This window comes from Winogradskyella litoriviva, from assembly GCF_013249065.1.
In the GTDB taxonomy this organism is placed as follows: Bacteria; Bacteroidota; Bacteroidia; order Flavobacteriales; family Flavobacteriaceae; genus Winogradskyella; species Winogradskyella litoriviva.
Genome location: NZ_JABRWQ010000005.1, coordinates 110,412 through 136,130, shown reverse-complemented (window position 1 = coordinate 136,130; position 25,719 = coordinate 110,412). Strand labels below are relative to the sequence as shown.

The 25,719-nt window shown below is 33.4% G+C and carries 15 protein-coding genes; 7 read left to right on the top strand and 8 right to left on the bottom strand.

Annotation, left to right across the window (positions count from 1 at the left end):
* Window positions 1-82 precede the first annotated feature (82 nt).
* Genes HNV10_RS12035 through HNV10_RS12025 form a run of 3 tightly spaced genes read right to left on the bottom strand, consistent with a single transcriptional unit; the run spans window position 83 to window position 1,545 of the window.
* Entirely contained in the window at window positions 83-610 is a 528-nt protein-coding gene (locus HNV10_RS12035; protein ID WP_173301635.1) for a hypothetical protein, read from the bottom strand.
* 2 nt (window positions 611-612) lie between these two features.
* A complete protein-coding gene (locus HNV10_RS12030) occupies window positions 613-927 on the bottom strand; it encodes a hypothetical protein (RefSeq protein ID WP_173301634.1) in 315 nt (104 codons plus the stop codon).
* Window positions 928-966: 39 nt separating this feature from the next.
* Window positions 967-1,545 carry an RNA polymerase sigma factor gene (locus HNV10_RS12025; protein ID WP_173301633.1) on the bottom strand — a complete coding sequence of 193 codons (579 nt, stop codon included), beginning with the start codon at window positions 1,543-1,545 and terminating at the stop codon, window positions 967-969.
* A gap of 200 nt (window positions 1,546-1,745) precedes the next feature.
* On the opposite strand from HNV10_RS12025, the gene HNV10_RS12020 reads away from it, so the two are divergent.
* From HNV10_RS12020 to purL, 3 genes are all read left to right on the top strand, one after another.
* Window positions 1,746-2,966 (top strand): RsmB/NOP family class I SAM-dependent RNA methyltransferase, encoded by a 1,221-nt coding sequence (locus tag HNV10_RS12020; protein WP_173301632.1) that lies wholly within the window; start codon window positions 1,746-1,748, stop codon window positions 2,964-2,966.
* 18 nt (window positions 2,967-2,984) lie between these two features.
* Window positions 2,985-4,760, top strand: coding sequence for an endonuclease (locus tag HNV10_RS12015; protein ID WP_173301631.1), 1,776 nt, complete (start codon window positions 2,985-2,987; stop codon window positions 4,758-4,760).
* A 156-nt stretch (window positions 4,761-4,916) separates the two neighbouring features.
* Window positions 4,917-8,579: a phosphoribosylformylglycinamidine synthase gene (gene purL, locus HNV10_RS12010; protein ID WP_173301630.1), complete on the top strand. Its 3,663-nt coding sequence runs from the start codon at window positions 4,917-4,919 to the stop codon at window positions 8,577-8,579.
* Between the two features lie 54 nt (window positions 8,580-8,633).
* Here purL and ppdK read toward each other — a convergent pair whose 3' ends face one another.
* The 5 genes from ppdK to HNV10_RS11985 form a co-directional block, all read right to left on the bottom strand.
* Window positions 8,634-11,363, bottom strand: coding sequence for a pyruvate, phosphate dikinase (ppdK, locus tag HNV10_RS12005; protein ID WP_173301629.1), 2,730 nt, complete (start codon window positions 11,361-11,363; stop codon window positions 8,634-8,636).
* 318 nt (window positions 11,364-11,681) lie between these two features.
* Complete coding sequence (locus HNV10_RS12000; RefSeq protein ID WP_173301628.1) at window positions 11,682-13,184, bottom strand: DUF3360 family protein; 1,503 nt, start codon at window positions 13,182-13,184, stop codon at window positions 11,682-11,684.
* A gap of 93 nt (window positions 13,185-13,277) precedes the next feature.
* Complete coding sequence (gene pflA / locus HNV10_RS11995; protein ID WP_194241043.1) at window positions 13,278-14,051, bottom strand: pyruvate formate-lyase-activating protein; 774 nt, start codon at window positions 14,049-14,051, stop codon at window positions 13,278-13,280.
* A gap of 57 nt (window positions 14,052-14,108) precedes the next feature.
* The gene (gene pflB / locus HNV10_RS11990) at window positions 14,109-16,334 is read right to left on the bottom strand and encodes a formate C-acetyltransferase (RefSeq protein ID WP_173301627.1); all 2,226 of its coding nucleotides are present in this window, start codon (window positions 16,332-16,334) and stop codon (window positions 14,109-14,111) included.
* Window positions 16,335-16,728: 394 nt separating this feature from the next.
* Window positions 16,729-19,359 carry a chondroitinase-B domain-containing protein gene (locus HNV10_RS11985; RefSeq protein WP_173301626.1) on the bottom strand — a complete coding sequence of 877 codons (2,631 nt, stop codon included), beginning with the start codon at window positions 19,357-19,359 and terminating at the stop codon, window positions 16,729-16,731.
* A 263-nt stretch (window positions 19,360-19,622) separates the two neighbouring features.
* Between HNV10_RS11985 and HNV10_RS11980 the strand changes: the two genes are divergently transcribed.
* From HNV10_RS11980 to HNV10_RS11965, 4 genes are all read left to right on the top strand, one after another.
* Entirely contained in the window at window positions 19,623-21,392 is a 1,770-nt protein-coding gene (locus tag HNV10_RS11980; protein ID WP_173301625.1) for an AMP-dependent synthetase/ligase, read from the top strand.
* Window positions 21,393-21,629: 237 nt separating this feature from the next.
* Window positions 21,630-22,085 (top strand): MarR family winged helix-turn-helix transcriptional regulator, encoded by a 456-nt coding sequence (locus HNV10_RS11975; protein WP_173301624.1) that lies wholly within the window; start codon window positions 21,630-21,632, stop codon window positions 22,083-22,085.
* A 1-nt stretch (window position 22,086) separates the two neighbouring features.
* Window positions 22,087-24,495: a 3-hydroxyacyl-CoA dehydrogenase/enoyl-CoA hydratase family protein gene (locus HNV10_RS11970; protein ID WP_173301623.1), complete on the top strand. Its 2,409-nt coding sequence runs from the start codon at window positions 22,087-22,089 to the stop codon at window positions 24,493-24,495.
* Between the two features lie 7 nt (window positions 24,496-24,502).
* Entirely contained in the window at window positions 24,503-25,693 is a 1,191-nt protein-coding gene (locus HNV10_RS11965; protein WP_173301622.1) for an acetyl-CoA C-acyltransferase, read from the top strand.
* Window positions 25,694-25,719 lie beyond the last annotated feature (26 nt).

Genomic DNA, 25,719 nt, shown 5'->3' with positions numbered 1-25,719 from the left:
TAAACTTGTGTGCAACTATGTTAAAAAAAACACAAAAAAAAGACCTTCGTTATGTTGAAAGTCTTTTACTAAATATTTAATCTTATCTCGGTGGAGGCCTATGTCCTTCTCCATCGTTTGGAGGAGGTGGTCTATGACCTTCCGCACCATTTGGTGGTGGCCTATTTTCATTATCACCTCGCCTTAAAGCATCCTTTAATATACTTTTAAATTTTTCCTTTTGCTCATCATCTGCAATATCTTGAATCATCTTAAAATGATAAAAAACCTCTTTTTCTTTTAAAGTTTCTATATCACATATTAATGAAGAAATCGAATCTATAGTAGCGACTTGTACATTATCATCAGTCAATGAACTAAATAACTGATCTTTTAGAATTCTAATCTCTTCAGAAAAACGCGTCATTGTTTCATGATGACCTTTACTCTTATCATTAAATTCTTCTAATTGCTCAGCATTAAATCCAAGTTCATTTACTATAAAATTTTTGTCTCTTCGAGAATCTTCTAGTCCATCAAAACTACGCATTCCAATGTAGTTAAACAGAAAAAAACCATTAACTACAATTAGAAAGAAAAGTAAAATGTATAAAAATGTATTTTTCTTCATAACTAATTAAATAAAGACGATTCTGTACTTACTGATAATCCATAAGATTCTGCAAAACTACTCACATTCTCATCATAAGTAGATTCTTTTAAATTATTAAATGCTAAAACATTTAAAACCACAACACATACCAAAGTAGCCAATTGTAATTTTGGTGTAAACCAAGACCATGAAGTGTCTTGTATATCTTCTGATGCAGTACGAATTTGATGCATCACCTTTTCTTTAAAAAAAGGAGAGACCTTGACTTCTTGAATTGATTCAACAGAATCAAATACGTCATTAATTTTCTTATTCATTTCAACATTAGTTTTCATATATATAGCTTTAGATGCATAAATTTTAAAAAACTTGCATTATTGTTCTTTTTTATAATAATTTTCTAAACCTTTCTGTAAATTCTTTTTTGCTCTAAACATCACAGACTCAACTGAAGATAAGCTTCGTTTTGTAATTTCGGCGACTTCTTGATAACTTTTACCATCAATTTTATGAAGTGTAAAAACAACACTTTGACTTTCTGGCAAACTATTTATCGCTTTAAACAAGGTTTCACTTAACTCTTTATTTTCAAGCAAAATTCCTGGATGATTCATTTCAGTAAAATAATCCGTTTTATCTATCGGAATCGCATTTCCTGTTATTGACTGTAAAAAAGCAAAACGTTTTTTTGTGTTCTTTTTTCTAATAAACTCTAAACATTTATTTGTTGTAATTCTATATATCCATGTAGATAACTTGGAATCACCTTTAAACTTACTTATAGAATTAAAAACTTCCACAAACACTTCTTGCGCAATATCCTCAGCATCTTCTTTATTAGGCACAAAAGAAAGACAAGTACCAAAGACTTTTTGCTGAAAGTCATCCAAAAGCTTACCATAAGCCTTGGTACTTTTTAGTTTTAATTCTTCTATAAATTGTGTTTCCGTCAAAAAAATGATTTATGTTTAATTAGCTTTAGATGCTTTTCAACACAAAAACTTGCGCTTACCTTATTAAATCTCTAATAAAATTTAAAAATAACACTTTTCAATAAAGACCCATACATTTTAAACTTTTAACTTAACTTTGCACGTTCTTTTTTGCAGATTAATAAAACTGTGAGTTAAGGATTGAAAATTGAAGACTAGTTATGAGATTACATAGAAACTTATGCTTTGCAGTGATTGATGGATTACACCTTATTTTTAATGAAGGTGAATATGCAGATAAAGTAATACAGCAATTACTAAAACGAGATAAGCGTTGGGGAAGTAGAGACCGAGGTTTTGTTGCAGAAACTGTTTACACAATTGTACGCTACCAAAGATTATATGCAGAAATCGCTGATGTAAAAGCACCTTACCATAGAGATGATTTATGGCGCATGTTTGCCGTTTGGGCTACCTTAAAAGGAATAAAATTACCAGACTGGAAATACTTTACAGATACGCCTACCAGAAAAATAAAAGGACGTTTTGATGAATTATCTAAAATTAGAAAATTTAAAGAATCAATTCCAGATTGGATTGACGAATTAGGTGTTGCAGAATTAGGTGAGGCAGAGTGGACTAAAGAAATAGCAATGCAAAATGAGCAAGCTGATGTCATCCTTAGAGTAAACACTTTAAAAACAACTAAAAAAGATTTGCAATTAAAACTACAATCTGAAGAAATTGAAACTGAATTTCTACCTAACCATCCATCGGCTTTAAAACTTACAGAACGTGCTAATGTCTTTAGAACAGAAGCTTTTAAAAATGGTTGGTTTGAAGTACAAGATGCATCTTCTCAATTAGTTGCAGACTATTTAGATGTAAAACCAGGCATGAAAGTTGTTGATGTTTGTGCAGGTGCTGGTGGTAAAACATTACACTTAGCTTCCTTAATGGAAAACAAAGGACAGTTAATTGCTATGGATATTTACGAAAGTAAATTGAAAAAATTAAAAATTAGAGCACGTAGAAATGGTGTGCATAATATTGAGATGAAGGTTATTGATTCTACTAAACCAATAAAAAAACTACATGGTAAAGCGGATCGTTTATTAATTGATGCACCATGCTCTGGTTTGGGAGTTCTGCGTAGAAATCCGGATGCTAAATGGAAACTTGAGCCTGAGTTCATAGAAAATATTAAGAAAACGCAACAAGAAGTATTAGAACAATATTCTAAAATGGTAAAACCCGGAGGAAAAATGGTTTACGCAACATGTTCTGTTTTACCTTCTGAGAATCAAAAACAAGTTGACAAATTTTTAACTTCAGAAGCAGGAAAAGATTTTACCTTTGTAAAAGACAAAAAAGTATTAGCTTACAAATCTGGTTTTGATGGCTTTTACATGGCGCTTTTAGAAAAAAATAACCCAAATTAATAATTAACATTATTACTTATGAAACACCTTTACATATTTTTCTTTTTCATCACAACCCTAGGTTTTGCACAAATCCCTTCTAACTATTATGATAGTGCTAGTGGTTTAACAGAATATGCTTTAAAGACACAATTAAAAAACATTATAAGTAATGGTCATGTAGACCAAGGATATGGTGAACTTTATAATGGTTATGTAACAACATTTACAGATACTGCCTATGAAAATGATGGTAGTATTTTATTGTATTATACAGAAAATCCTGATGGAGCTGACCCTTATGGTTATAACCATTTCTCAAATAACTGTGGAAATTATAGTTCTGAAGGAGATTGTTATAATCGTGAACATTTAGTTCCTCAATCTGCTTTCAGTAGTGCTTCTCCTATGAGAAATGACATTCACCATGTAATTCCTAGTGACGGTTACGCTAACGGACAAAGAGGAAGCTTTCCTTTTGGAACTGTAAGTTCTGCCAATTGGACCTCTTTAAATGGTTCAAAAAGAGGATCAAGTAGTGTGTCTGGTTATTCTGGTACTGTATTTGAACCAATTGATGAATTTAAAGGTGATATTGCCAGAGCTGTGCTTTATTTTGCTGTACGTTATGAAGATACAATGGATAACTATGGTGGTTTTGATATGTTTAATGGTACTGAGAATCAAGCTTTAGAAGATTGGGCAATCACATTGTTGTTAGATTGGCATTACAATGTTGACCCAGTAGACCAACAAGAAATTGACAGAAATAATGCTGCATACAATTTTCAAGGTAATGCTAACCCTTTTGTAGACCACCCAGAATATGCAAACATGATTTGGAACCCTACAACAGATACTGAAGTGCCAACTGACCCAACAAATTTAGTAGCTTCTAATCCGTCTGATAGTACCATTGATTTAAACTGGACAGCCTCTACAGATAATATAGCTGTTACAAGCTATGATGTTTATATAGATGCTGTGTATTCATTTAATGTTGTTTCTAATACTGCAACTGTAACGGGATTATTGCCTGATACTAATTATTGTTTTACAGTTAAAGCAAAAGATGCTGCTGGAAACACTTCAGGATTTAGCAATCAATCTTGTGCAACAACAACTAATAATGGTAGCGTTGGCGGAACAGATTGTTTAGCAGAAACGTTTGAAAATTTAGGAAATTCATCAGGTTCTTATTCTGATGTAACTTGGACTGGAGACGAAGGTGGCACATGGAACGCTACAGATGCCAGAACAGATCAAACTTTAAATACAAGAGCAATAACCGTAAGAAATGGAACTTTAACATTACCAACAACTTCAGGTGGCATTGGTTCCTTAACTGTAACTACACAACGCGTTTTTAGTGGAGGAAGTGGAACTTTTAACCTTAATGTTAACGGAACATTTATTAGCACCATTGCTTACGGTGACAACCAACAAACCATCACCATACCTAATATTAATATTGAAAATAATATTTCAATTGTAATAGACGGAAATAGTGGCTCGAGCAACAGAGTTATGTTTGATGACCTTTCTTATACTTGTTATGCTGGTTTAAGTACAGATGAATATAGTATAGAAAGTGTTAAACTTCACCCTAATCCGGTTAATAATAATCTAAAGGTAGATTTAAAGTCTAATATTGAAACTACTATAGAAATTTATGATATATTAGGAAAACAAGTCACAAAGACTTTAATAAACAAAACAAGTACTTTAAATCTTCAAAAATTACAATCTGGAGTATATATTGTAAAAATTTCTCAAGGTAATTCTACTATTACAAAGAAACTGATAAAGCAATAAAACAAGGACATCTTATTACAAAAAGCAGCTTATATAGCTGCTTTTTTTGTTTAAAACTTGTTGAATACTTCGCTATTCTAAATTCAAAACATATAAAGATTACCACAAAATGGATTAACTTTGTGTTTTAATTTTCACGACAAATAACACAGATAAATGATTCATTTCTTCGGAAACCAAAACAGCACAGTATATGCTGTTCAAGCCACAAAAGAATTATCAATAGAAACCATATCAAAATTGACATGGTTATTTGGCAACCAGCCAAAAATAGAACAAGCATCACTCGATGCTTTTTTTGTTGGACCAAGAGCCGCAATGATAACACCATGGAGTACAAATGCTGTTGAAATGACTCAAAATATGGGTGTTTCTGATATTATTAGAATTGAAGAATTCACTTCTGTTTCTAAAGATTTTTCAGATTTTGACCCAATGATTTCTGAAAAATTTCAAAGTCTTAATCAAGAAATTTTCAATATTGATATTCTACCAGAATCCATAATAAATATTGAAGATATTTCTGCATATAATGAGCAAGAAGGTTTATCTCTGAGTGATGAAGAAGTTCAGTATTTAGAAGGTGTTTCAAAAAAAATAGGACGACCATTAACGGATTCTGAGGTCTTTGGATTTTCTCAAGTAAATTCTGAGCATTGTCGTCATAAAATATTCAATGGTACGTTTGTTATTGATGGAGAAGAAAAAGAAACCTCTTTATTCAAACTTATAAAAGAAACATCAAAACAAAACCCAAACGATATTGTATCTGCCTATAAAGATAATGTTGCTTTTATAAAAGGACCAATAGTAGAACAATTTGCACCTCAACGTGCAGATATACCAGACTTTTACACAACAAAAGATTTTGAGTCTGTAATTTCATTAAAAGCAGAAACACATAACTTCCCAACAACTGTTGAGCCATTTAATGGCGCAGCAACAGGTTCTGGTGGAGAAATTAGAGATAGACTTGCTGGTGGAAAAGGCTCACTGCCTTTAGCTGGTACTGCGGTTTACATGACATCTTACTCAAGATTAAACGACGAACGTCCTTGGGAAAAAGCATTTCCAGAACGTAAATGGTTGTACCAAACTCCAATGGACATTTTAATTAAAGCTAGTAATGGTGCTTCAGATTTTGGTAACAAATTTGGTCAACCGTTAATCTGTGGTTCAGTTTTAACCTTTGAGCATAGCGATGCTAATGGTAAAATTGGTTACGATAAAGTAATAATGCAAGCTGGTGGAATTGGATATGGTAAAGCAGACCAAGCCATAAAAGATATCCCAAAAGAAGGTGATAAAATTGTTATTCTTGGAGGAGATAATTACAGAATTGGAATGGGAGGCGCAGCAGTTTCTTCGGCAGACACAGGTGCTTTAGCTTCTGGTATTGAGCTAAATGCCGTACAACGTTCTAACCCTGAAATGCAAAAACGTGCTGCTAATGCTGTACGTGGCATGGTAGAAAGCGATGAGAATTTCATAGTTTCTATTCACGATCATGGTGCTGGTGGACATTTAAATTGTTTGTCGGAATTGGTTGAAGATACTGGTGGACATATAGATTTAGACAAATTACCAGTTGGCGACCCAACCTTGTCTGCAAAAGAAATTATTGGTAATGAGTCTCAAGAACGAATGGGATTAGTTATTGCAGAGAAACATTTAGATACTTTACATAAAATAGCAGATAGAGAACGTTCTCCAATATATGATGTTGGTGAAGTTACCGGAAAACATCGCTTTACTTTTGAATCTAAAACTACAGGTAAAAAACCTATGGATTTAGCTTTGGAAGATATGTTTGGGAGTTCTCCAAAAACAATAATGAATGATGTTACTGTAGAAAAAGAATACAGTGGCATTTCTTATAACACTAAAAATTTCTACGACTATTTAGATCAAGTTTTACAACTTGAAGCTGTTGCAAGTAAAGATTGGTTAACAAATAAAGTAGACCGTTGCGTTGGTGGTAAAGTTGCCAAACAACAATGTGTTGGTCCATTACAATTACCATTAAATAATGTAGGTGTAATGGCTTTAGATTTTAAAGGAAAAGAAGGTATTGCTACATCAATTGGGCACTCTCCTATTTCGGGTTTAATTAATCCTGAAGCTGGCAGTCGTAACTCAATTGCAGAAGCTTTAACCAATATTATTTGGGCACCTTTAAAAGATGGTCTTAAAAGTATTTCTTTATCTGCTAATTGGATGTGGCCTTGTAAAAACGCAGGTGAAGATGCACGTTTATATGAAGCCGTTAAAGCAATTTCAGAATTTTCAATTGATTTAGGGATAAATGTACCAACAGGAAAAGATTCGCTTTCAATGAAGCAAAAATATCCTGATGGTGATGTAATTTCTCCAGGTACTGTGATTATATCTGCAGCAGCCAATTGTAATGATATTACTAAAGTTGTAGAGCCTGTATTACAAAAAGGAAAAGGTTCTATTTATTATATTAATCTTTCGCAAGATTCTTATGAATTAGGAGGAAGTTCTTTCGCACAAATCAATAATAAAATAGGTAATACAACACCTAATATTAAAAGTGCAGCTTACGTAAAAAATGTATTTAACACCATTCAAGATTTAATAAAGAACGATCAAATTGTTGCAGGCCATGATGTGGCTTCTGGTGGATTAATAACCACATTATTAGAACTTTGTTTTGCTGATAATAATTTAGGTGCTGAGTTAGATTTAACCAATCTTGGAGAAAAAGATTCATTTAAAGTATTATTTGCTGAAAATGCAGGACTTGTTTTTCAATCTTCTGATGATTCTATTGAAGCTGAATTATCTAATGCAAATATTGAATTTCATAAAATTGGCGACGTTACTGAAAGTGATGTTTTAGGAATTATAAATGGTAACGAAGTATTTACCATGACTGTTTCGAGATTAAGAGATATGTGGTATAAAACCTCTTACTTACTAGACCAAAAACAAACGGCAAACGGCTTAGCAAAAGACAGATTTGATAATTATAAAAATCAAGCCTTAGAATATAAATTCCCTTCTCATTTTACTGGTAAATTATCAAAAACAGACTCAAATAAACCTAGACCAAAAGCTGCTATTTTAAGAGAAAAAGGAAGTAATTCTGAACGTGAAATGGCCAATGCTATGTTTTTAGCTGGTTTTGATGTTAAGGATGTTCATATGACGGATTTAATTTCTGGAAGAGAAACCTTAGAGGACATTCAGTTTTTAGGAGCGGTTGGTGGATTTAGTAATTCAGACGTATTAGGATCCGCAAAAGGTTGGGCTGGTGCTATTAAGTACAATGAAAAAGCTAATACCGTTTTTCAAAATTTCTTTAAAAGAGAAGACACGCTTTCTGTAGGAATTTGCAATGGATGCCAGCTATTTATGGAGTTAGATGAAATAAATCCAGAACATGAAATTCATGGAAAAATGGTTCATAATGATTCTCATAAACACGAGAGTGGATTTACTTCAGTTAAAATTCAGGAGAATAAATCAGTGATGTTATCAACCCTTGCAGGTACAACTCTAGGCGTATGGATTTCGCATGGAGAAGGTAAATTTAACTTACCATATTCTGAAGACAAATACAACATTGTTGCTAAATATGGTTATGCTGAATATCCTGCAAATCCTAATGGCTCGGATTTTAATACTGCGATGATGTGCGATAAAACAGGTCGTCATTTAGTAACTATGCCACATATAGAACGTTCTATTTTCCAATGGAATTGGGCAAATTACCCACAAGATAGAAATGACGAAGTGTCGCCTTGGCTAGAAGCTTTTATTAATGCAAGAAAGTGGATTGAAAATAGATAATTGAGATAAAAAAAAGCCTGAGGTAATTTACGTCAGGCTTTTTTAAAACACTAATTACATGTTTGCTTTTATTGCTGCTTGTGCAGATACTAATCTAGCTATTGGTACTCTAAATGGTGAACAACTCACATAATTCATACCAACACTGTAACAATATTCAACAGAACTTGGCTCACCTCCATGCTCTCCACAAATACCTATTTTTAAATTAGGTTTTACACTTCGTCCTCGTTGTGTTGCAATTTCTATTAATTGCCCCACACCTTCTTGATCAATTACTTCAAATGGATCCACTTTTAAGATACCTTTTTCAATATATATTGGTAAGAACTTTCCAGCATCATCACGAGAATACCCAAAGGTCATTTGTGTTAAATCATTAGTACCAAACGAAAAGAAATCCGCTTTTTCTGCAATTAAATCAGCCATTAAAGCTGCTCTAGGAACTTCAATCATTGTTCCAACCAAATACTCAATACTGTCTTTACGTTCTTCAAAAACAGCATTTGTTGTTGACCTAATAATTTGTTCCTGCATTTCAAATTCCTTTACAGTACCAACTAAAGGCACCATAATTTCAGGCTTACATATAACTCCTCTTTCTTTTAAGTTAAGCGCGGCTTCTAGTATAGCACGCGTTTGCATTTCTGTAATTTCAGGATAGGTATTTCCTAATCTACAACCTCTATGACCTAGCATTGGGTTAAACTCTTCGAGCTCTGATACTTTGTTTTTAACAGCTTGCAAAGAAATATGCATATCGTCTGCCAATTCTTTTTGAGTTGCTAATTGATGAGGCACAAATTCATGTAAAGGAGGGTCTAACAAACGAATAGTTACCGAAAGGCCTTCCATAGCTTCAAAAATACCTTCAAAATCAGCACGCTGCATTGGCAATAATTCTTCAAGTGCTTGTTTTCTGCCTTTAACGGTATCTGCCAATATCATTTCTCTCATGGCTTTAATTCTATCGACTTCAAAGAACATATGCTCAGTTCTTGTTAAACCAATACCTTGAGCACCAAAATTACGTGCAACTTTAGCATCCTTTGGAGTATCTGCATTGGTACGAACTTTCATTACGCCATATTTATCAGCTAATTCCATAACCTCAGCAAACTCACCACTTAATTCTGGCTCTACAGTGGCCACTTTTCCTTCAATAATATTTCCTGTTGAGCCATTTAATGAAATCCAATCTCCATCGTGATATTCATGGTCATCAACGGTAAGTGTTTTTGTTTTATAATTTATTTTTAATGCACCTGCTCCAGAGATACAACATTTACCCATACCACGTGCAACAACAGCTGCATGCGACGTCATTCCGCCACGAGCAGTTAAAATACCTTTGGCAATATTCATACCTTCTAAATCTTCTGGTGATGTTTCAATACGCACTAGGATACTGTTTTTATATTTATTGGCTTCTTCTGCAAAAAAAACAATTTTACCTGTTGCCGCACCTGGAGATGCAGGCAATCCTTGTGCAATAACATTGGCTCTTTTAAGGGCTTTTGGGTCAAAAATTGGATGTAATAATTCATCGAGTTTATTGGGTTCAATTTTTAATAAAGCTTCTTTTTCGTTAATCATACCTTCTTTTAGCAAATCCATAGCAATTTTCACCATGGCAGCACCAGTACGCTTACCATTTCTGGTTTGAAGAATCCAAAGTTTCCCATCTTGAATGGTAAACTCCATATCTTGCATATCGCGATAATGTTTTTCTAAAATGTTCTGATACCCATTTAATTCGTTAAAAATTTTAGGCATCAACTCTTCGAGTGACGGATAATTTTCTGCACGACCCACCTCATCAATCTTAGCCAATTCTGCCCAACGTTGTGACCCTAATTTAGTAATTTGTTGTGGTGTACGAACACCAGCAACTACATCTTCTCCTTGGGCATTTATTAAATATTCTCCATTAAAAACATTCTCGCCTGTACCAGCATCGCGAGTAAAACAAACACCTGTACCAGAATTATCACCCATATTACCGTAAACCATAGCTTGAACATTTACAGCTGTTCCCCAATCCGCAGGATAACCATGCATATTTCTATAATAGATTGCTCTATTACCATTCCAACTATCAAAAACAGCCATTACAGCTCCCCAAAGTTGTTCCCACGGATTAGTTGGAAAATCATGTCCTGTACGTTTTTTTACAGCATCTTTGAAATCGTAAACTAAATCTTGTAAATCTTGAATTGAGAATTCAGTGTCTAGATGAATTCCTCGCTTTTCTTTAAGGTGTTCCATAATTTCCTCAAAAGGGTCTATATCATCTTTTGATTCTGGTTTCATTCCTAGAACAACTCCACCATACATTTGAATAAACCGACGGTAAGAATCCCATGCAAACTGATCGTTATTAGTGCGTTTTGCTAAACCAATAACAACCTCGTCATTAAGTCCTAAATTTAATACAGTATCCATCATTCCTGGCATAGACACTCTTGCACCAGACCTAACAGAGATTAGCAATGGATTATCTTTATCACCAAATACAGAACCCATTTGAGTTTCTATATTTAAGATTGACTTTTCTACTTCTTCCTTAATTAAATCTACAGTGGCATCCTTACCAAGTATGTTATATTCTGTACAAACATCAGTTGTAATTGTAAATCCTGGCGGAACCGGAATGCCTATAGTACTCATTTCTGCTAAATTAGCACCTTTACCACCTAATAAATTCTTCATTTTACTATCACCATCTGCTGATTTATTTCCAAATCTGTAAACTCTAGGTTTAACTTTTTCTGCTATTTCCATTATAATGATGTTTTAAAATTATTTGCTAAATGAATTTTCTATATGGGAAAGACTAAATTTAACATCAAAACGACAATTATAAAATGATCAAAATCATTTTTAAAAACAAGCAAGAAATTATTAAGCTAAGTATTTTAGCCAAAAAGTTTGAACATAACAACATCATCGCTTTGAATACTTAATTATTAAATTAACAATTAATATTATTTAAGTAAACCTATAAAATGACAAAAGCACTTTAATATTAAAGTGCTTTTGTTATCTAAAACTTAGATTTGTATACTATAGTAAAATAGAATTTACAGAGTAATTTTGAAACTATAAGTAAGGTAGAATTCCATAACTAGACTCTAACATACCTACAGCTAGCATGGCACCGATACAAACTATAAGTATGGCTAATGGTATCACCAATTTGTCTACTTTAGAAAGCGTTTTTGGTCTGTCTTTATCACCTATTAGTCCATTATTATCTAAAAACATAGCTAATGCCCAAGCCAACACTGGGTTTGTAACCATAGCTGTAAAAATACAGATACCTGCAGCTTGAGAGCATGCACTTTTTCTCACCATTTGTATACCAGCTTCAATCATTGGTAAAAACACACCAACTAATAATGCAATTGCTCTTACTGGTGGCCACACAGCTATATCCATTGGAAAACCCAAAATAGCAACGATAATCACCATTAAACCAAGTAAAATTGCGCCAGCTGGAATAGGTCTTTTTGCAATTGCAGCAGGTATCATATACGTTCCCCAAGAGGAGGTAATATTACCGCCACCAACAGCTGTACCAACCATTTGTCTTATAGAACACATAGTCATGGTATCATCAACATCCATAAGTACTTTTTCAGATTTCTTTGGGTAATTCATTTCTTGAAAGATACGATGTCCTAAAAAGTCTGGAGACCACATGGCTACAGCTAAAATAGCAAAAGGTAACGACGCTAAAAAATGTTGCGTATTTGGTAGCCCAAGCATCCACCCTTCTTCTGTATTTCCCCACCAATAAACAGGATTTAAGTTAGGTAATCCTATTTGAGTTGTAAACTGAAGATCAAAACTGGCACCACCTATTAAAGCTACAATCAATGCTGTAATAGCGCAGGCAGGTATGGCCAACCAACGCTTTTCAATACGTGCAAGGAAACTATACAATATTACTGTTACACCCAAAATTAGGAGCCCTAAAAATCCCATAGAACCAGCTTCAATTGTACTAGTCTCTAATCCCATACTCCAGTTTTGAATGGTCTCTATTTGAACTAAAGCACCAGAAAACCCTAAAAATATCAACAGACCACCTGCAACACCTTTACTCGTTAAATTAACAAGCCTTGATCCTCCTTTAAAAAAACTGAGAAGTAAACCAAAAACACCAATTAATATGGCTAATGCTAAAGGGTGAGCACCTGCTAAAGCTATACTTGCTATTAAAGGAATCATAGGACCATGATTACCTGCTAAATTTGCTCTAGGATTAAAAAAACCTGAAGCTAAAATAACAAATAGCAAAGCCGGAATTAACATTTCTACTCGAGATACTTCTATGGCAAACTCCTTGCCTAGTGTAATATGATCCCAAGCTTCTGTTAAACCTTCTGCCCAAGCCATCATTACAGAAGAATACATTGCTATAATCCCAAGAGTACCTGCAAACGCAGGTACTAAATCCTCCCATTCAAATCTAAAATCTCTACCAGGAAGGTTTAGCTTATACCTTCTAGGCTTCATTATTTGTAATTCGTGATCTAAGTAATCAGATCGTGTAGCAAACTCTGATGCCTTTTTATGTTCTTCTTTGTACGTTTTCATGTGGTTGTTTTTTCAAGCGTAGTAATGTAGTTTCTAAAAGATTTATTAAATGAATCTTATGAAAATATAGTGTTTAGAATAATGATAGGGATGTTAATTAATCCTTACTTCTTTAAAATAAGTTTTTAATATTTCTGAAGCTTCTTGTAATTCTTCTTCAGTGTTTTCTCGAGCGTCTTTAAGTTGATACTCCCAACCCAATGCTTCCCATTTATGTATTCCTAATTTATGATAAGGCTGAATTTCAATTTTCTCAATAGTTTTATAATCTTTGAAATGATTACCTAATTGATGTAATAATTTTGGGTCATTTGTAAGTCCTGGTATTAAAACATAGCGTAACCACATGTTTTTCCCAGAGTCTTCTCTATGCTTTGCAAGATTAAATGCTATTTCTTTATTTGCCTGTCCTGTTAAAGCCACATAACCTTCTTCTGTCATATGTTTTATATCTAACATTATTAAATCGGCATAGTCATCTAATAATTCTCGAGAAAAATGATTTAATATTCTACCATTAGTATCTATATTGGTATGAATACCTTCTTCTTTTAGTCTTTTGAAAAAAGGAATTAATGCTTTGGCTTGTAACAATGGTTCTCCACCAGATACGGTAACACCTCCTTTTTTACCGAAGTAAGATTTCATTTTAAGAGCCATTTGCACTAGCTCTTCTATATGGTATTCTTCACCTCCTGTGGTTTGTATTGAATCTGGATTATGACAATACAAGCATTTTAGTTTACATCCTTGCAAGAATATAACCATGCGAATTCCGGGACCATCATGCGTACCGAACGACTCAATTGAATGCACTCTTAATATATTCTCTGCTGTTTTGATAGGTATAGTATTTAAATTAAGCATCTAGATAATGAAAAATAAATTTTCTTTACCTAGATGCTTTCAAAATATTAATAAAAATTACATGGATTCGTGGAAAGAACGTGTAATCACTTCCATTTGCTGTTCTTTTGTTAATCTAACAAAATTTACAGCATAACCAGATACACGAATAGTAAGCTGTGGATATTCTCCTGGATTTTCCATAGCATCTAACAATGTTTCCTTATCTAGAACATTCACATTTAAATGCTGTGCATTTCTTGAGAAATAACCATCTAAGGTTGTTGCTAAATTGTCTATTCTATCTTCTTCAGTTGAACCTAATGATTTTGGTACAATTGAGAAGGTGTTAGAAATTCCGTCTAGAGAATCTTTATAATCAATTTTTGCAACAGAGTTTAATGATGCTATAGCTCCATTTTTATCGCGACCATGCATTGGGTTTGCTCCTGGTGCAAATGGCACTCCATAAGCTCTACCATCTGGTGTTGCTCCTGTTTTCTTACCATAAGACACATTAGATGTTATGGTTAAAACAGACATTGTTGGTTCTGCATTTTTATAAACTGGTAATTGTTTTAACTCGTTATTAAAATCGGCAACCGCATTTGCTGCTAAAGCATCTACTCTATCATCATCATTACCATAGCAAGGGAATTCGCCTTCAATTTTAAAATCTACAGTTAATCCTTCTTCGTTTCTAACAGGTTTTACTTTTGCATATTTTATGGCTGAAAGTGAATCTGCTACAATTGATAAACCTGCAATACCATATGCTATATTAATACTAGGATTAGTATCAATTAAAGCCATCTGAGCTTTTTCATAATAGTATTTATCATGCATATAATGTATAATATTCATTGAATCATTATAAACACGAGCCACTTCTTTCATAGCTATTTTGAAATTAGCCATTACTTTATCGAAATCTAAATACTCATCTGTGTATTCTGGGATACCTTCTACTACTTGTTTTCCTGTAAACTCACATCGTCCACCATTAACAGCTAATAATAAAGTTTTAGCAAGGTTTGTACGTGCGCCAAAGAATTGAATAGATTTTCCTAATGCTTGGTAAGATACACAACATGCTATACCGTAATCGTCAGAACCACGATTTTCGCGCATTAAATTATCATTTTCAAACTGAATAGATGATGTATCTATAGCCACTTTTGCACAATAATCTTTAAAGTTTTGTGGTAAAGATTCAGACCAAAGGATTGTAATATTTGGTTCTGGTGACGGCCCTAAATTGTATAATGTATGTAAGAAACGGAACGATGTTTTAGTAACTTTACTTCTTCCATCAGAAAACATTCCTCCAATTGCTTCAGTTACCCATGTTGGGTCTCCTGCAAAAATTTCATCGTAAGCTGCCATTCTTAAGTGACGAACCATACGTAATTTCATTACAAATTGGTCAATGTACTCTTGTGCTTCTTGCTCAGTAATTATACCTTCTTTTAAATCATTTTCAATAAAAATATCAAGGAAAGTTGATACATTACCTAAAGACATTGCTGCTCCATCTTGAGATTTTACAGCTGCTAAATAAGCCATATATGTCCATTGTACGGCTTCTTGGGCATTTTGAGCTGGACGCGCTAAATCTAAATTATATTTAGCACCTAACTCAATCATTTCTTTTAATGATTTAATTTGTTCTGCCACTTCTTCACGTAAACGAATAACATCGTCCGTCATTGGACCTGTTATCGCTTCTTTATCAGCTTTTTTAGAATTAATTAAGAAATCTATTCCGTATAATGCTACACGACGATAATCTCCAATTACTCTACCTCTTGCATAGTTATCTGGCAAACCTGTTAAAAAGCCTAAAGAACGGAACTTTTTAATTTCTGTAGTATAAGCATCAAAAACACCATCATTATGTGTTTTAACATATTTAGTGAATAAATTTGTGAGGTTTTCATTTGGTGCAACACCTTGCTCAGACAATGCTTTTTGAACTACTTTAAAACCTCCAAAAGGCTTCATTGTTCTTTTTAATAATTCATCTGTTTGCAGACCAACTATTACTTCATTATCTCTATCAATATATCCAGCTTCAAAAGCACTAACAGTAGAAATAGTTTCTGTATCTACAGAACGAACACCATTATTATCTCTTTCTTCTTGAGTTGCCTGTTTACATAAATCCCAAAGTTTTTGAGTTTTTGCACTTGGTCCAACTAAAAATTCATGAGTCCCATGATAAGGTGTAATATTGTTTATAACAAAATCCCTAACATTGACTTTTTCTGTCCAAACTCCACTTTTAAATTGTTTTACTTCCATGTTTTTTAATTATTAATATTATGTAAATTATTACCATTATTTTGAGTTGTCAAAGTTAGATACAATGATCTTTATTAAACCTGACTTTTGTCATAAAACCCTCTAAAACATTGGAATTTACACGATTTATTTACGAAAACGTTTGAAAAAACAGCTATTCATAATCTAAATTCAAATTTTTATCAAAAGCTCAAAAATAATCAAATAAAAAGATAATTTCATAACAAAATACTATAATGCAATTTCAAATTTTGATTAATTTAAATATTGAGTTACAGATTACTAACTATTCTCAAGTTTAAAATCGAAGTGTTCTAATTTATGCTATAAATAAAAAAATAGCTCTTCATAACAGGAAGAGCTATTTTTTAGCTTACTTAATAGTTTTACAGTTTTAATTTGAAACAACAATAAATTTTGACGCTTTAAAACCTTTAGTATTAGTTAAACTAATTATATAAGTACCATTTTCTAAATTCGATAAATCTATTGAAAACTCTGAATTGGTAAGTTTTGTCTTAGTATCTAAAACTAATTTCCCTGTTACACTGTATATCTTCGCATTTTCTATTTCCGTATCATTTAATACTTTAATTGTTAATATATCACTTGTAGGAACAGGATAGATACTTATATTTTTTACAAACTCATCATCTGCAATAGATAAACTTTGAGTTCCAAAAAATTCAATTTCACCAACTGCACTCCAAACACTTTCTCTAGAATCACCTGCACTATTAAATCTTCCATAACCTAATAACTTTACATAGCGTGCACTAGCATCGACTTCATAAAGATTAAAATCAGTTGTGTTAGTTGCTGTTAAAATTAAATCACCAGTTGTAGGTAATATCATTGAAAAGTCCGCTTCATCTGTACCTGTTGTAGATACCAAAACTTGAAATCCAAAAGCGTCTGGTTTACTAGTTGTACTAAACTGAACTAAGTCTAGGTTATAAATACTGCCCAAATCATATATAATATACTCACCATCGCCTTTATAGTCACCAGGCAAAATAGCACCATCATCTGCTGCCCAAACTGAGCTATTGTCTTTATCTAAAGTATTTGTTGCATAATTAAACTTATCTATGCCGTTTACTTCTTCTTTAGAAAAAGAATGGACAAAAACGGGATCCTCTCCCTCAATGCCAGTGTTAATTAAATCATATAAATCGGTTAAATCTGCTCCTTCTTGAGTAACCGTTAATGTTCTAATAATATTATCACCTCCAGGGTTTTGTGTAAAAGTTATGGTTCCGGTTCTGCTGCTTGTTTCAATATTATCAGTTACTGTAACAGAAACTGTTGCATCACCTGTACCAGAATTAATATCTAAAGAAATCCAAGTATCATTAGGCATTGCTGTCCAACCTACATTAGCATAAACAAAAACATCATAACTATTAGACTCTGAATCTAGTAACGGTAAACTACTTATAGTTAATGATTCTGGCACTACGATAGTACAATTTCCGTCAGTAATATTACTCCCTAAATTATCTAAAAAACAAGCACCTATTCCATAACCTACCATATCGTCTGTAGTTGGAGAATATACACCCATATCAGCACCTTTGCCTGTAGAACCTGTACCAGAAAAAGTGTAAATTTCACCATTAAGAGTCGCTACGATATCATTTTCTTGAGAAAAACCAGCGTTCGTTGCTCCTAATGCACTGCCTGTATAAACGTTACCTAAATAGTTTAATGTTGTTCCTAGGTCAGCATAAGATGTAGGAGTATCACCAGAAATTACATCTGTAATATTTGCATTTCCTGTGGTAAAATAAATTAAATTATTAGCAACTGTTCCTGTTGGGTCAGTAGAACCTTTATCTGTATTATAGAATAAAGGCGCATTAGTATTTATAATCGTATTATTAGAGAGTGTAATATTTTCCACTTTCTGATAATCACTAGATGTGTTATCAGAAGTACAAGGCACTGAATTATTTGCACTTCCACCTAAAAAGGTTATTCCATTATTCCACTTAGCTTGATCAACTACGGTAATACAATCTTGAATATAATTGTTGGTTATGGTATGTTCGCTATCAACAATTCTCACACCTCCAGTACCATCAACATTTTCACCTAAGAAGTAATTCCCTTCAACTGTTGCATTAGACCCATGGCGTAATACTAGAGATCCTCTACAGCGTCTAAACGTATTATTAATGTAGGAATTGTTTTTACTTTTATTAGTAATAATTTCATTTTCACCATCTGCTTCAACAAAATAGTTATTGCTAACAATTGTATTACTATCAACATTTTGATAAGAGCTTGTTCCTATACGTATAGTTTCACTGTCACCTGCATTAGTTAAAGAGGCGTCTATTTTCTCATAGTTATAAAAGTAGTTATTACTAATTGTGTGTCCTACGATATCGCAACTAGTGTTAATTTCTGGCTCACCATCACCTACAGGAGGATAGGCATTGTATGCTAATTCTACCAAAATCATATTTCCAGAACTTACTTTATTCATAAATGAACAATTTATAACAGTATTATAATTACCGTATAGCATTACCCAATTATGTTTTACGCTTGTTCCTGCTTCTATATCATCTGGATCAATCCCTAATCCATCCATTGCACAATTTTGCATGGTGCTATGGTTGGCATAGTCTTCTCCATCCCTAAACTCAATTACTTTACTGGATCCATAACCACCTTGCCAATGAAAACCATCAATTACTACATAGTCTCCACCTATACTCATATTTAATCCTCCCGTAAATTTAACACCTCCTGGTGTCTGTGCCCTAAATGTAATTGGCATTGCAGCGGTACCAGTTGTTGGCGAAAATTTAATTCTCTCATCAGTATTATAAACTCCATCTGCTAAAATAACAGTATCTCCTGCAGCAAGAGTTTCAAATAAATCCTCAAGCGCATCAATATCATCTAAATTAGCCACATTGTATGTTGTTTGAGAATAAATACTAATTGTAGATAATAGTAAAAAAGACAGTGCAAATACAGCATGTCTCTTAAAAGTGTAAAAAGTTTTCATAAGCGATTATAAAAATTATTAATAAACTATAAAATTAAACAATAACTAAATTGGATAACCAGATTGGTAAACCAATTTAAATTAAGCATAAAACTACAATTATTTTAAAAATAAAACAACTTATTAAAGCAAATAAAAAGTAACCAGATTAAAGATACCGCAAAAAAATATCACCTTTTTTAATAAACTACCACTTTTTTATCTTCATATTTGAAAATCCTTTTTATTTTCATAATTTGCGAAGATATAATTGCTAGATTCAAATGACAGAAATAACAAGACTTTTTGATTTCCCTTATTACCAACTAACGCACAAACCAAATAAATCTGCATTAGTTACAAAATACAATGGGAAGTGGACACCAATATCAACCCAAGAATATGTTGACAAAGCCAATTCTATAAGTAGAGCATTGTTGAGGCTTGGTATAAAAAAGGATGACAAAATTGCTGTTATTTCCACAACAAATAGAACAGAATGGAATATTATGGACATTGGTGTACTTCAACTTGGAGCGCAAAATATCCCAATTTATCCTACGATTTCTGCTGAAGATTATGAGTATGTTTTAAATCACAGTGAATCAATTTACTGCTTTGTTTCAGATAAAGAAGTTTTAGAAAAAGTTAGACAAGTACAGGCAAACACAAAAATTAAAGACGTTTATTCTTTTGATCATATTGAAGGTTGCAAACATTATTCAGAGTTATTTAAACTAGGTGAAGACCAAAGCAATCAACCAGAAGTAGAATTAAGAAAAGAAGCCGTAAAACCAGAAGATTTAGCAACAATAATCTACACCTCTGGTACTACAGGTAAACCTAAAGGCGTCATGTTGTCTCATTGGAATATAACTAGCAATGCGCTAAATAGTGCTCCTAGAGTCCCTTTAAAAAAAGGAGATAATCGTGTTTTAAGCTTTCTTCCTATTTGTCATATTTTTGAACGTCTATTAATATATGTGTATCAACATTCTGGAGCATCCATATATTTTGCAGAAGGCATAGATAAAATTGGAGATAACGCCAAAGAAATAAAACCCAATTTAATGAGCGTTGTTCCTCGGTTACTCGAAAAAGTTTTCGATAAAATAATGCTAAAAGGCGAAGAATTGACAGGTGCAAAAAAAGCGTTATTCTTTTGGGCTGTAAGATTGGGCGAGCGTTGGGAACCATATGGAACTAATGGTGCATGGTACGAGTTTCAACTCAAAATTGCCAATAAATTGATTTTTAGTAAATGGCGCGAAGCACTTGGTGGCGAACTAGGTACTATGGTTTCTGGTAGTGCAGCCTTACAACCAAGATTAGCAAGAATTTTTGGAGCAGCTAAAATGAAAGTCATGGAAGGTTATGGTTTAACCGAAACTTCTCCCGTTGTTGCCGTTGGCTTATACAAAAACAACGGTTATCGAGTAGGTACTGTAGGAAAACCAATAGATGACGTTGAGGTTAAAATAGCAGACGATGGAGAAATCTTAATAAAAGGCCCAAATGTAATGTTAGGCTATTATAAGGATCCAAATAAAACAGCAAGTGTTATGACAGGTGATTATTTCCATACTGGAGATAAAGGAGAAATTGATGCAGATGGTTTTTTAAAAATTACAGGTCGTAAGAAAGAAATGTTTAAAACCTCTGGTGGAAAATATGTAATACCGCCTCTTTTAGAAAACGATATGAAACAGTCGCTTTTTATTGAACAAATTATGGTTGTTGGAGAAGGTGAAAAAATGCCTGCAGCCTTAATACAACCTAATTTCGATTTTATAAGAGATTGGATAGACCATAAACAAAATGGTGTTGGAAAATCAGAATCTGAAATAGCTAATTCAGAAATTGTTATTAATCGTATTCAAAAAGAAATAGACAAATACAACAAAAACTTTGGTAAATGGGAACAAATTAAACGTTTTGAACTCACACCAGATGTTTGGTCTATAGATGGTGGACAACTTACACCTACAATGAAAATGAAACGTGTAATTATTAAAGAAATTTACAAGGATCTATACGATAAGATTTATAGCTAATTGATTAAATATTTTACTTATCAGATAAAATATTAAAGAATTCTATTTAATGACAATGTCATTTTCAAAATGTTAAATCTTTATGTTTATTATTGAGATAATCTCAAAATACAGCCTTTAAAATAAGACATTTCTAAATTAAACACCCAATTACTGAAGTATTAATAACTTATTATTTTGACCATTTATTATGCGTGCATAGTATTTTTTACTATATTTGATTCCCAATACGGGATTATGAAAGACAAAACAATAGATTACATACTAAGAACCACGTGGTTAGCGGTTAACAAAATGTATAATGAAGAAGCTCTTAAATTCGAATCAACCATGGCAACAGGATTTGCATTATTGAGTATTGATCCAGAAAATGGAACACCATCTACATCTTTAGGTCCAAAAATGGGAATGGAAGCAACAAGCCTTTCTAGAACCTTGAAAACTATGGAGAATAAAGGATTAATAGAACGGAGACCAAATCCTGAAGACGGTAGAGGCGTTTTAATCTTTTTAACCGAATTTGGAAGAGAGAAAAGAAACTATTCCAAAGAACGCGTCATCACTTTTAATGAAACCATTAAAGCTAATGTTAGTGAAGAAGAATTAGCCAACTTTCAAAAAGTTGCCGAAGTTATTAATAACATGATTTCAAATAAACAGATATACAACAAAAAAGAACACATTTTAAAGTAAGATGAGTAAACGTAGAATTAAAAAAGTAGCCATTATCGGTTCAGGTATTATGGGTAGCGGAATCGCATGCCATTTTGCCAACATTGGTGTAGATGTACTATTATTAGACATCGTTCCTAGAGAGTTAAACGACAAAGAAAAAGCTAAAGGATTATCATTAGAAGACAAAGTCGTAAGAAACAGATTAGTAAATGATGCATTAACTGCATCACTAAAATCTAAACCTTCTCCTATTTACAATCAAAAATTTGCAAGTCGTATCACAACTGGTAATTTAGAAGACGATATAGCTAAAGTTGCAGATGTAGATTGGATTATGGAAGTTGTTGTAGAACGACTTGATATTAAACAACAAGTGTTTGAAAAACTAGAAAAATACAGAACACCAGGAACATTGATTACTTCTAATACTTCTGGTATTCCTATTAAATTCATGAACGAAGGACGTAGTGAAGATTTTCAAAAGCATTTCTGTGGTACACACTTCTTTAATCCAGCACGTTACTTAAAGTTATTCGAAATTATTCCTGGACCAAAAACAGATGCTTCTGTACTTGAGTTTTTAAATGAATATGGTGAAAAATTCTTAGGAAAAACATCTGTTGTTGCTAAAGATACGCCTGCATTTATAGGAAATAGAGTTGGTATTTTCAGCATACAAAGTTTATTTCACGCAGTAAAAGATTTAGACTTAACAGTTGAGGAAGTAGATAAATTATCAGGTCCAGTAATTGGTCGTCCTAAATCTGCAACCTTCCGTACGGTTGATGTTGTTGGATTAGACACTTTAGTTCACGTCGCAAACGGAATTAGAGAAAACTGCCCAAATGACGAACGTTTAGAGTTATTTGAATTACCAGATTTCATCAACACCATGATGGAAAACAAATGGTTAGGAAGTAAAACTGGACAAGGATTTTATAAAAAGAATGTTACTGCAGAAGGTAAAAAAGAAATTTTAGCTTTAGACTTAAACACTTTAGAATATAGACCTTCTAAAAAAGCAAAATTTGCAACTTTAGAACTTACGAAAACGATTGATAAAGTTGTTGACCGTTTTAAAGTATTAGTAAAAGGAAAAGATAAAGCTGGAGAATTTTACAGAAAAAGCTTCACAGCATTATTTGCTTACGTGTCTAATCGTATTCCAGAAATTTCAGATGATGTTTATAAAATTGACGATGCTATGAAAGCTGGTTTTGGTTGGGAACATGGTCCTTTCCAAATTTGGGATGCTATTGGTGTAGAAAAAGGTATCGAATTAATGAAAGCGGAAGGTTTAGAGCCTGCTGCTTGGGTTAATGAGATGATTGCTTCTGGAAGTACATCTTTCTATACAGTAAAGGAAGGTGCTACATATTTCTATGATATTCCTTCTAAAACACAAACAAAAATTCCTGGTCAAGATAGTTTCATCATCTTAGATAATATTAGAAAAACAAACGAAGTATTTAAAAACTCTGGTGTTGTTATTGAAGATTTAGGAGACGGAATCCTTAATGTAGAATTCCAATCTAAAATGAATACCATTGGTGGAGACGTACTTGCAGGACTAAATAAAGGTATTGATTTAGCAGAAAAAGATTTTGCCGGATTAATAGTTGGTAACCAAGCGGCAAACTTCTCGGTTGGTGCAAACATCGGAATGATTTTTATGATGGCTGCAGAGCAAGAGTATGATGAGCTTAACATGGCTATCAAATATTTCCAAGATACCATGATGCGCATGCGTTACTCTTCTATTCCAACTATTTCTGCTCCTCACGGAATGGCTTTAGGTGGTGGATGTGAATTATCATTACACGCAGATAAAGTAGTTGCAGCTGCAGAAACATACATGGGACTTGTAGAGTTTGGTGTTGGTGTTATTCCTGGTGGTGGTGGTTCTAAAGAAATGGCTTTGAGAGCATCTGATACATTCCAAAAAGGAGACGTACAACTTAACGTGTTACAAGAACACTTCTTAACTATTGGTATGGCAAAAGTATCGACTTCGGCTTATGAAGCTTTCGATTTAAACCTACTTCAAAAAGGAAAAGATGTCGTTGTTGTTAATAAAGACCGTCAAATAGCAGTAGCAAAACAACACGCTATGTTAATGGCTAATTCTGGTTATACACAACCTGTAAAACGTACTGATGTAAAAGTATTAGGTAAGCAAGCTTTAGGTATGTTCTTAGTCGGAACAGACTCGATGCAAGACTCTAACTACATTTCAGAACACGATATGAAAATTGCAAATAAATTAGCTTACGTCATGGCTGGTGGAGATTTATCTGAACCAACTTTAGTTAGCGAGCAATATTTATTGGATTTAGAACGTGAAGCATTCCTTTCTCTTTGTACAGAACGTAAAACATTAGAAAGAATTCAACACATGTTAACCAAAGGAAAACCTTTAAGAAACTAAGAAAAAGATGAAAACAGCATATATAGTAAAAGCATACAGAACAGCAGTTGGTAAAGCACCAAAAGGCGTGTTCCGTTTTAAAAGAACTGATGAATTAGCTGCAGAGACCATCAAACACATGATGAAAGAACTGCCTAAATTAGACCCAAAACGTATTGACGATGTAATTGTTGGTAACGCAATGCCAGAAGGTTCTCAAGGTTTAAACATGGCACGTTTAATCTCTTTAATGGGATTAGATATTGTTGATGTTCCTGGTGTAACCGTGAACCGTTTTTGCTCGTCTGGAGTAGAAACTATTGGTATGGCAACGGCGAAAATACAGGCTGGAATGGCAGATTGTATTATTGCTGGTGGAGCAGAAAGCATGAGTAGTGTACCTATGACTGGTTTTAAACCAGAATTAAATTACGATATTGTAAAAGCGGGTCATGAAGATTATTATTGGGGCATGGGAAATACTGCAGAAGCTGTTGCAAAACAGTTCAACGTATCTCGTGAAGACCAAGATGAGTTTGCTTACAATTCACATATGAAAGCTTTAAGAGCGCAAGCTGAAAATCGTTTTCAAGATCAAATTGTACCAATTGAAGTCGAGCAAACTTACATTGATGCTAACGGAAAAAAAGCCACTAAATCGTACACCGTAACTAAAGATGAAGGTCCTAGAAAAGGAACCAATAAAGAAGCTTTAGCAAAACTAAGAGCAGTATTTGCTGCTGGAGGAAGTGTTACAGCTGGTAACTCATCTCAAATGAGTGATGGAGCTGCTTTTGTAATGGTTATGAGTGAAGACATGGTTAAAGAACTAGGTTTAGAGCCAATTGCAAGAATGATAAACTATGCTGCCGCAGGTGTTGAGCCTCGTATCATGGGAATTGGACCAGTAAAAGCAATACCAAAAGCATTAAAACAAGCAGGTTTAAAACAAGACGATTTAGCTTTGATTGAATTAAACGAAGCGTTTGCTTCACAATCTTTAGCTGTAATTAGAGAATTAAACCTTAATCCAGATATCATTAACGTAAATGGTGGTGCAATTGCACTTGGTCATCCATTAGGATGTACAGGAGCAAAACTATCTGTACAACTTTTTGATGAAATGCGAAAGCAAGACATGAAAGGGAAGTATGGAGCAGTTACTATGTGTGTTGGTACAGGTCAAGGGGCTTGTGGGATATTTGAGTTTCTTAATTAAGAAGCCCATCCTAACCTAAAGACAAC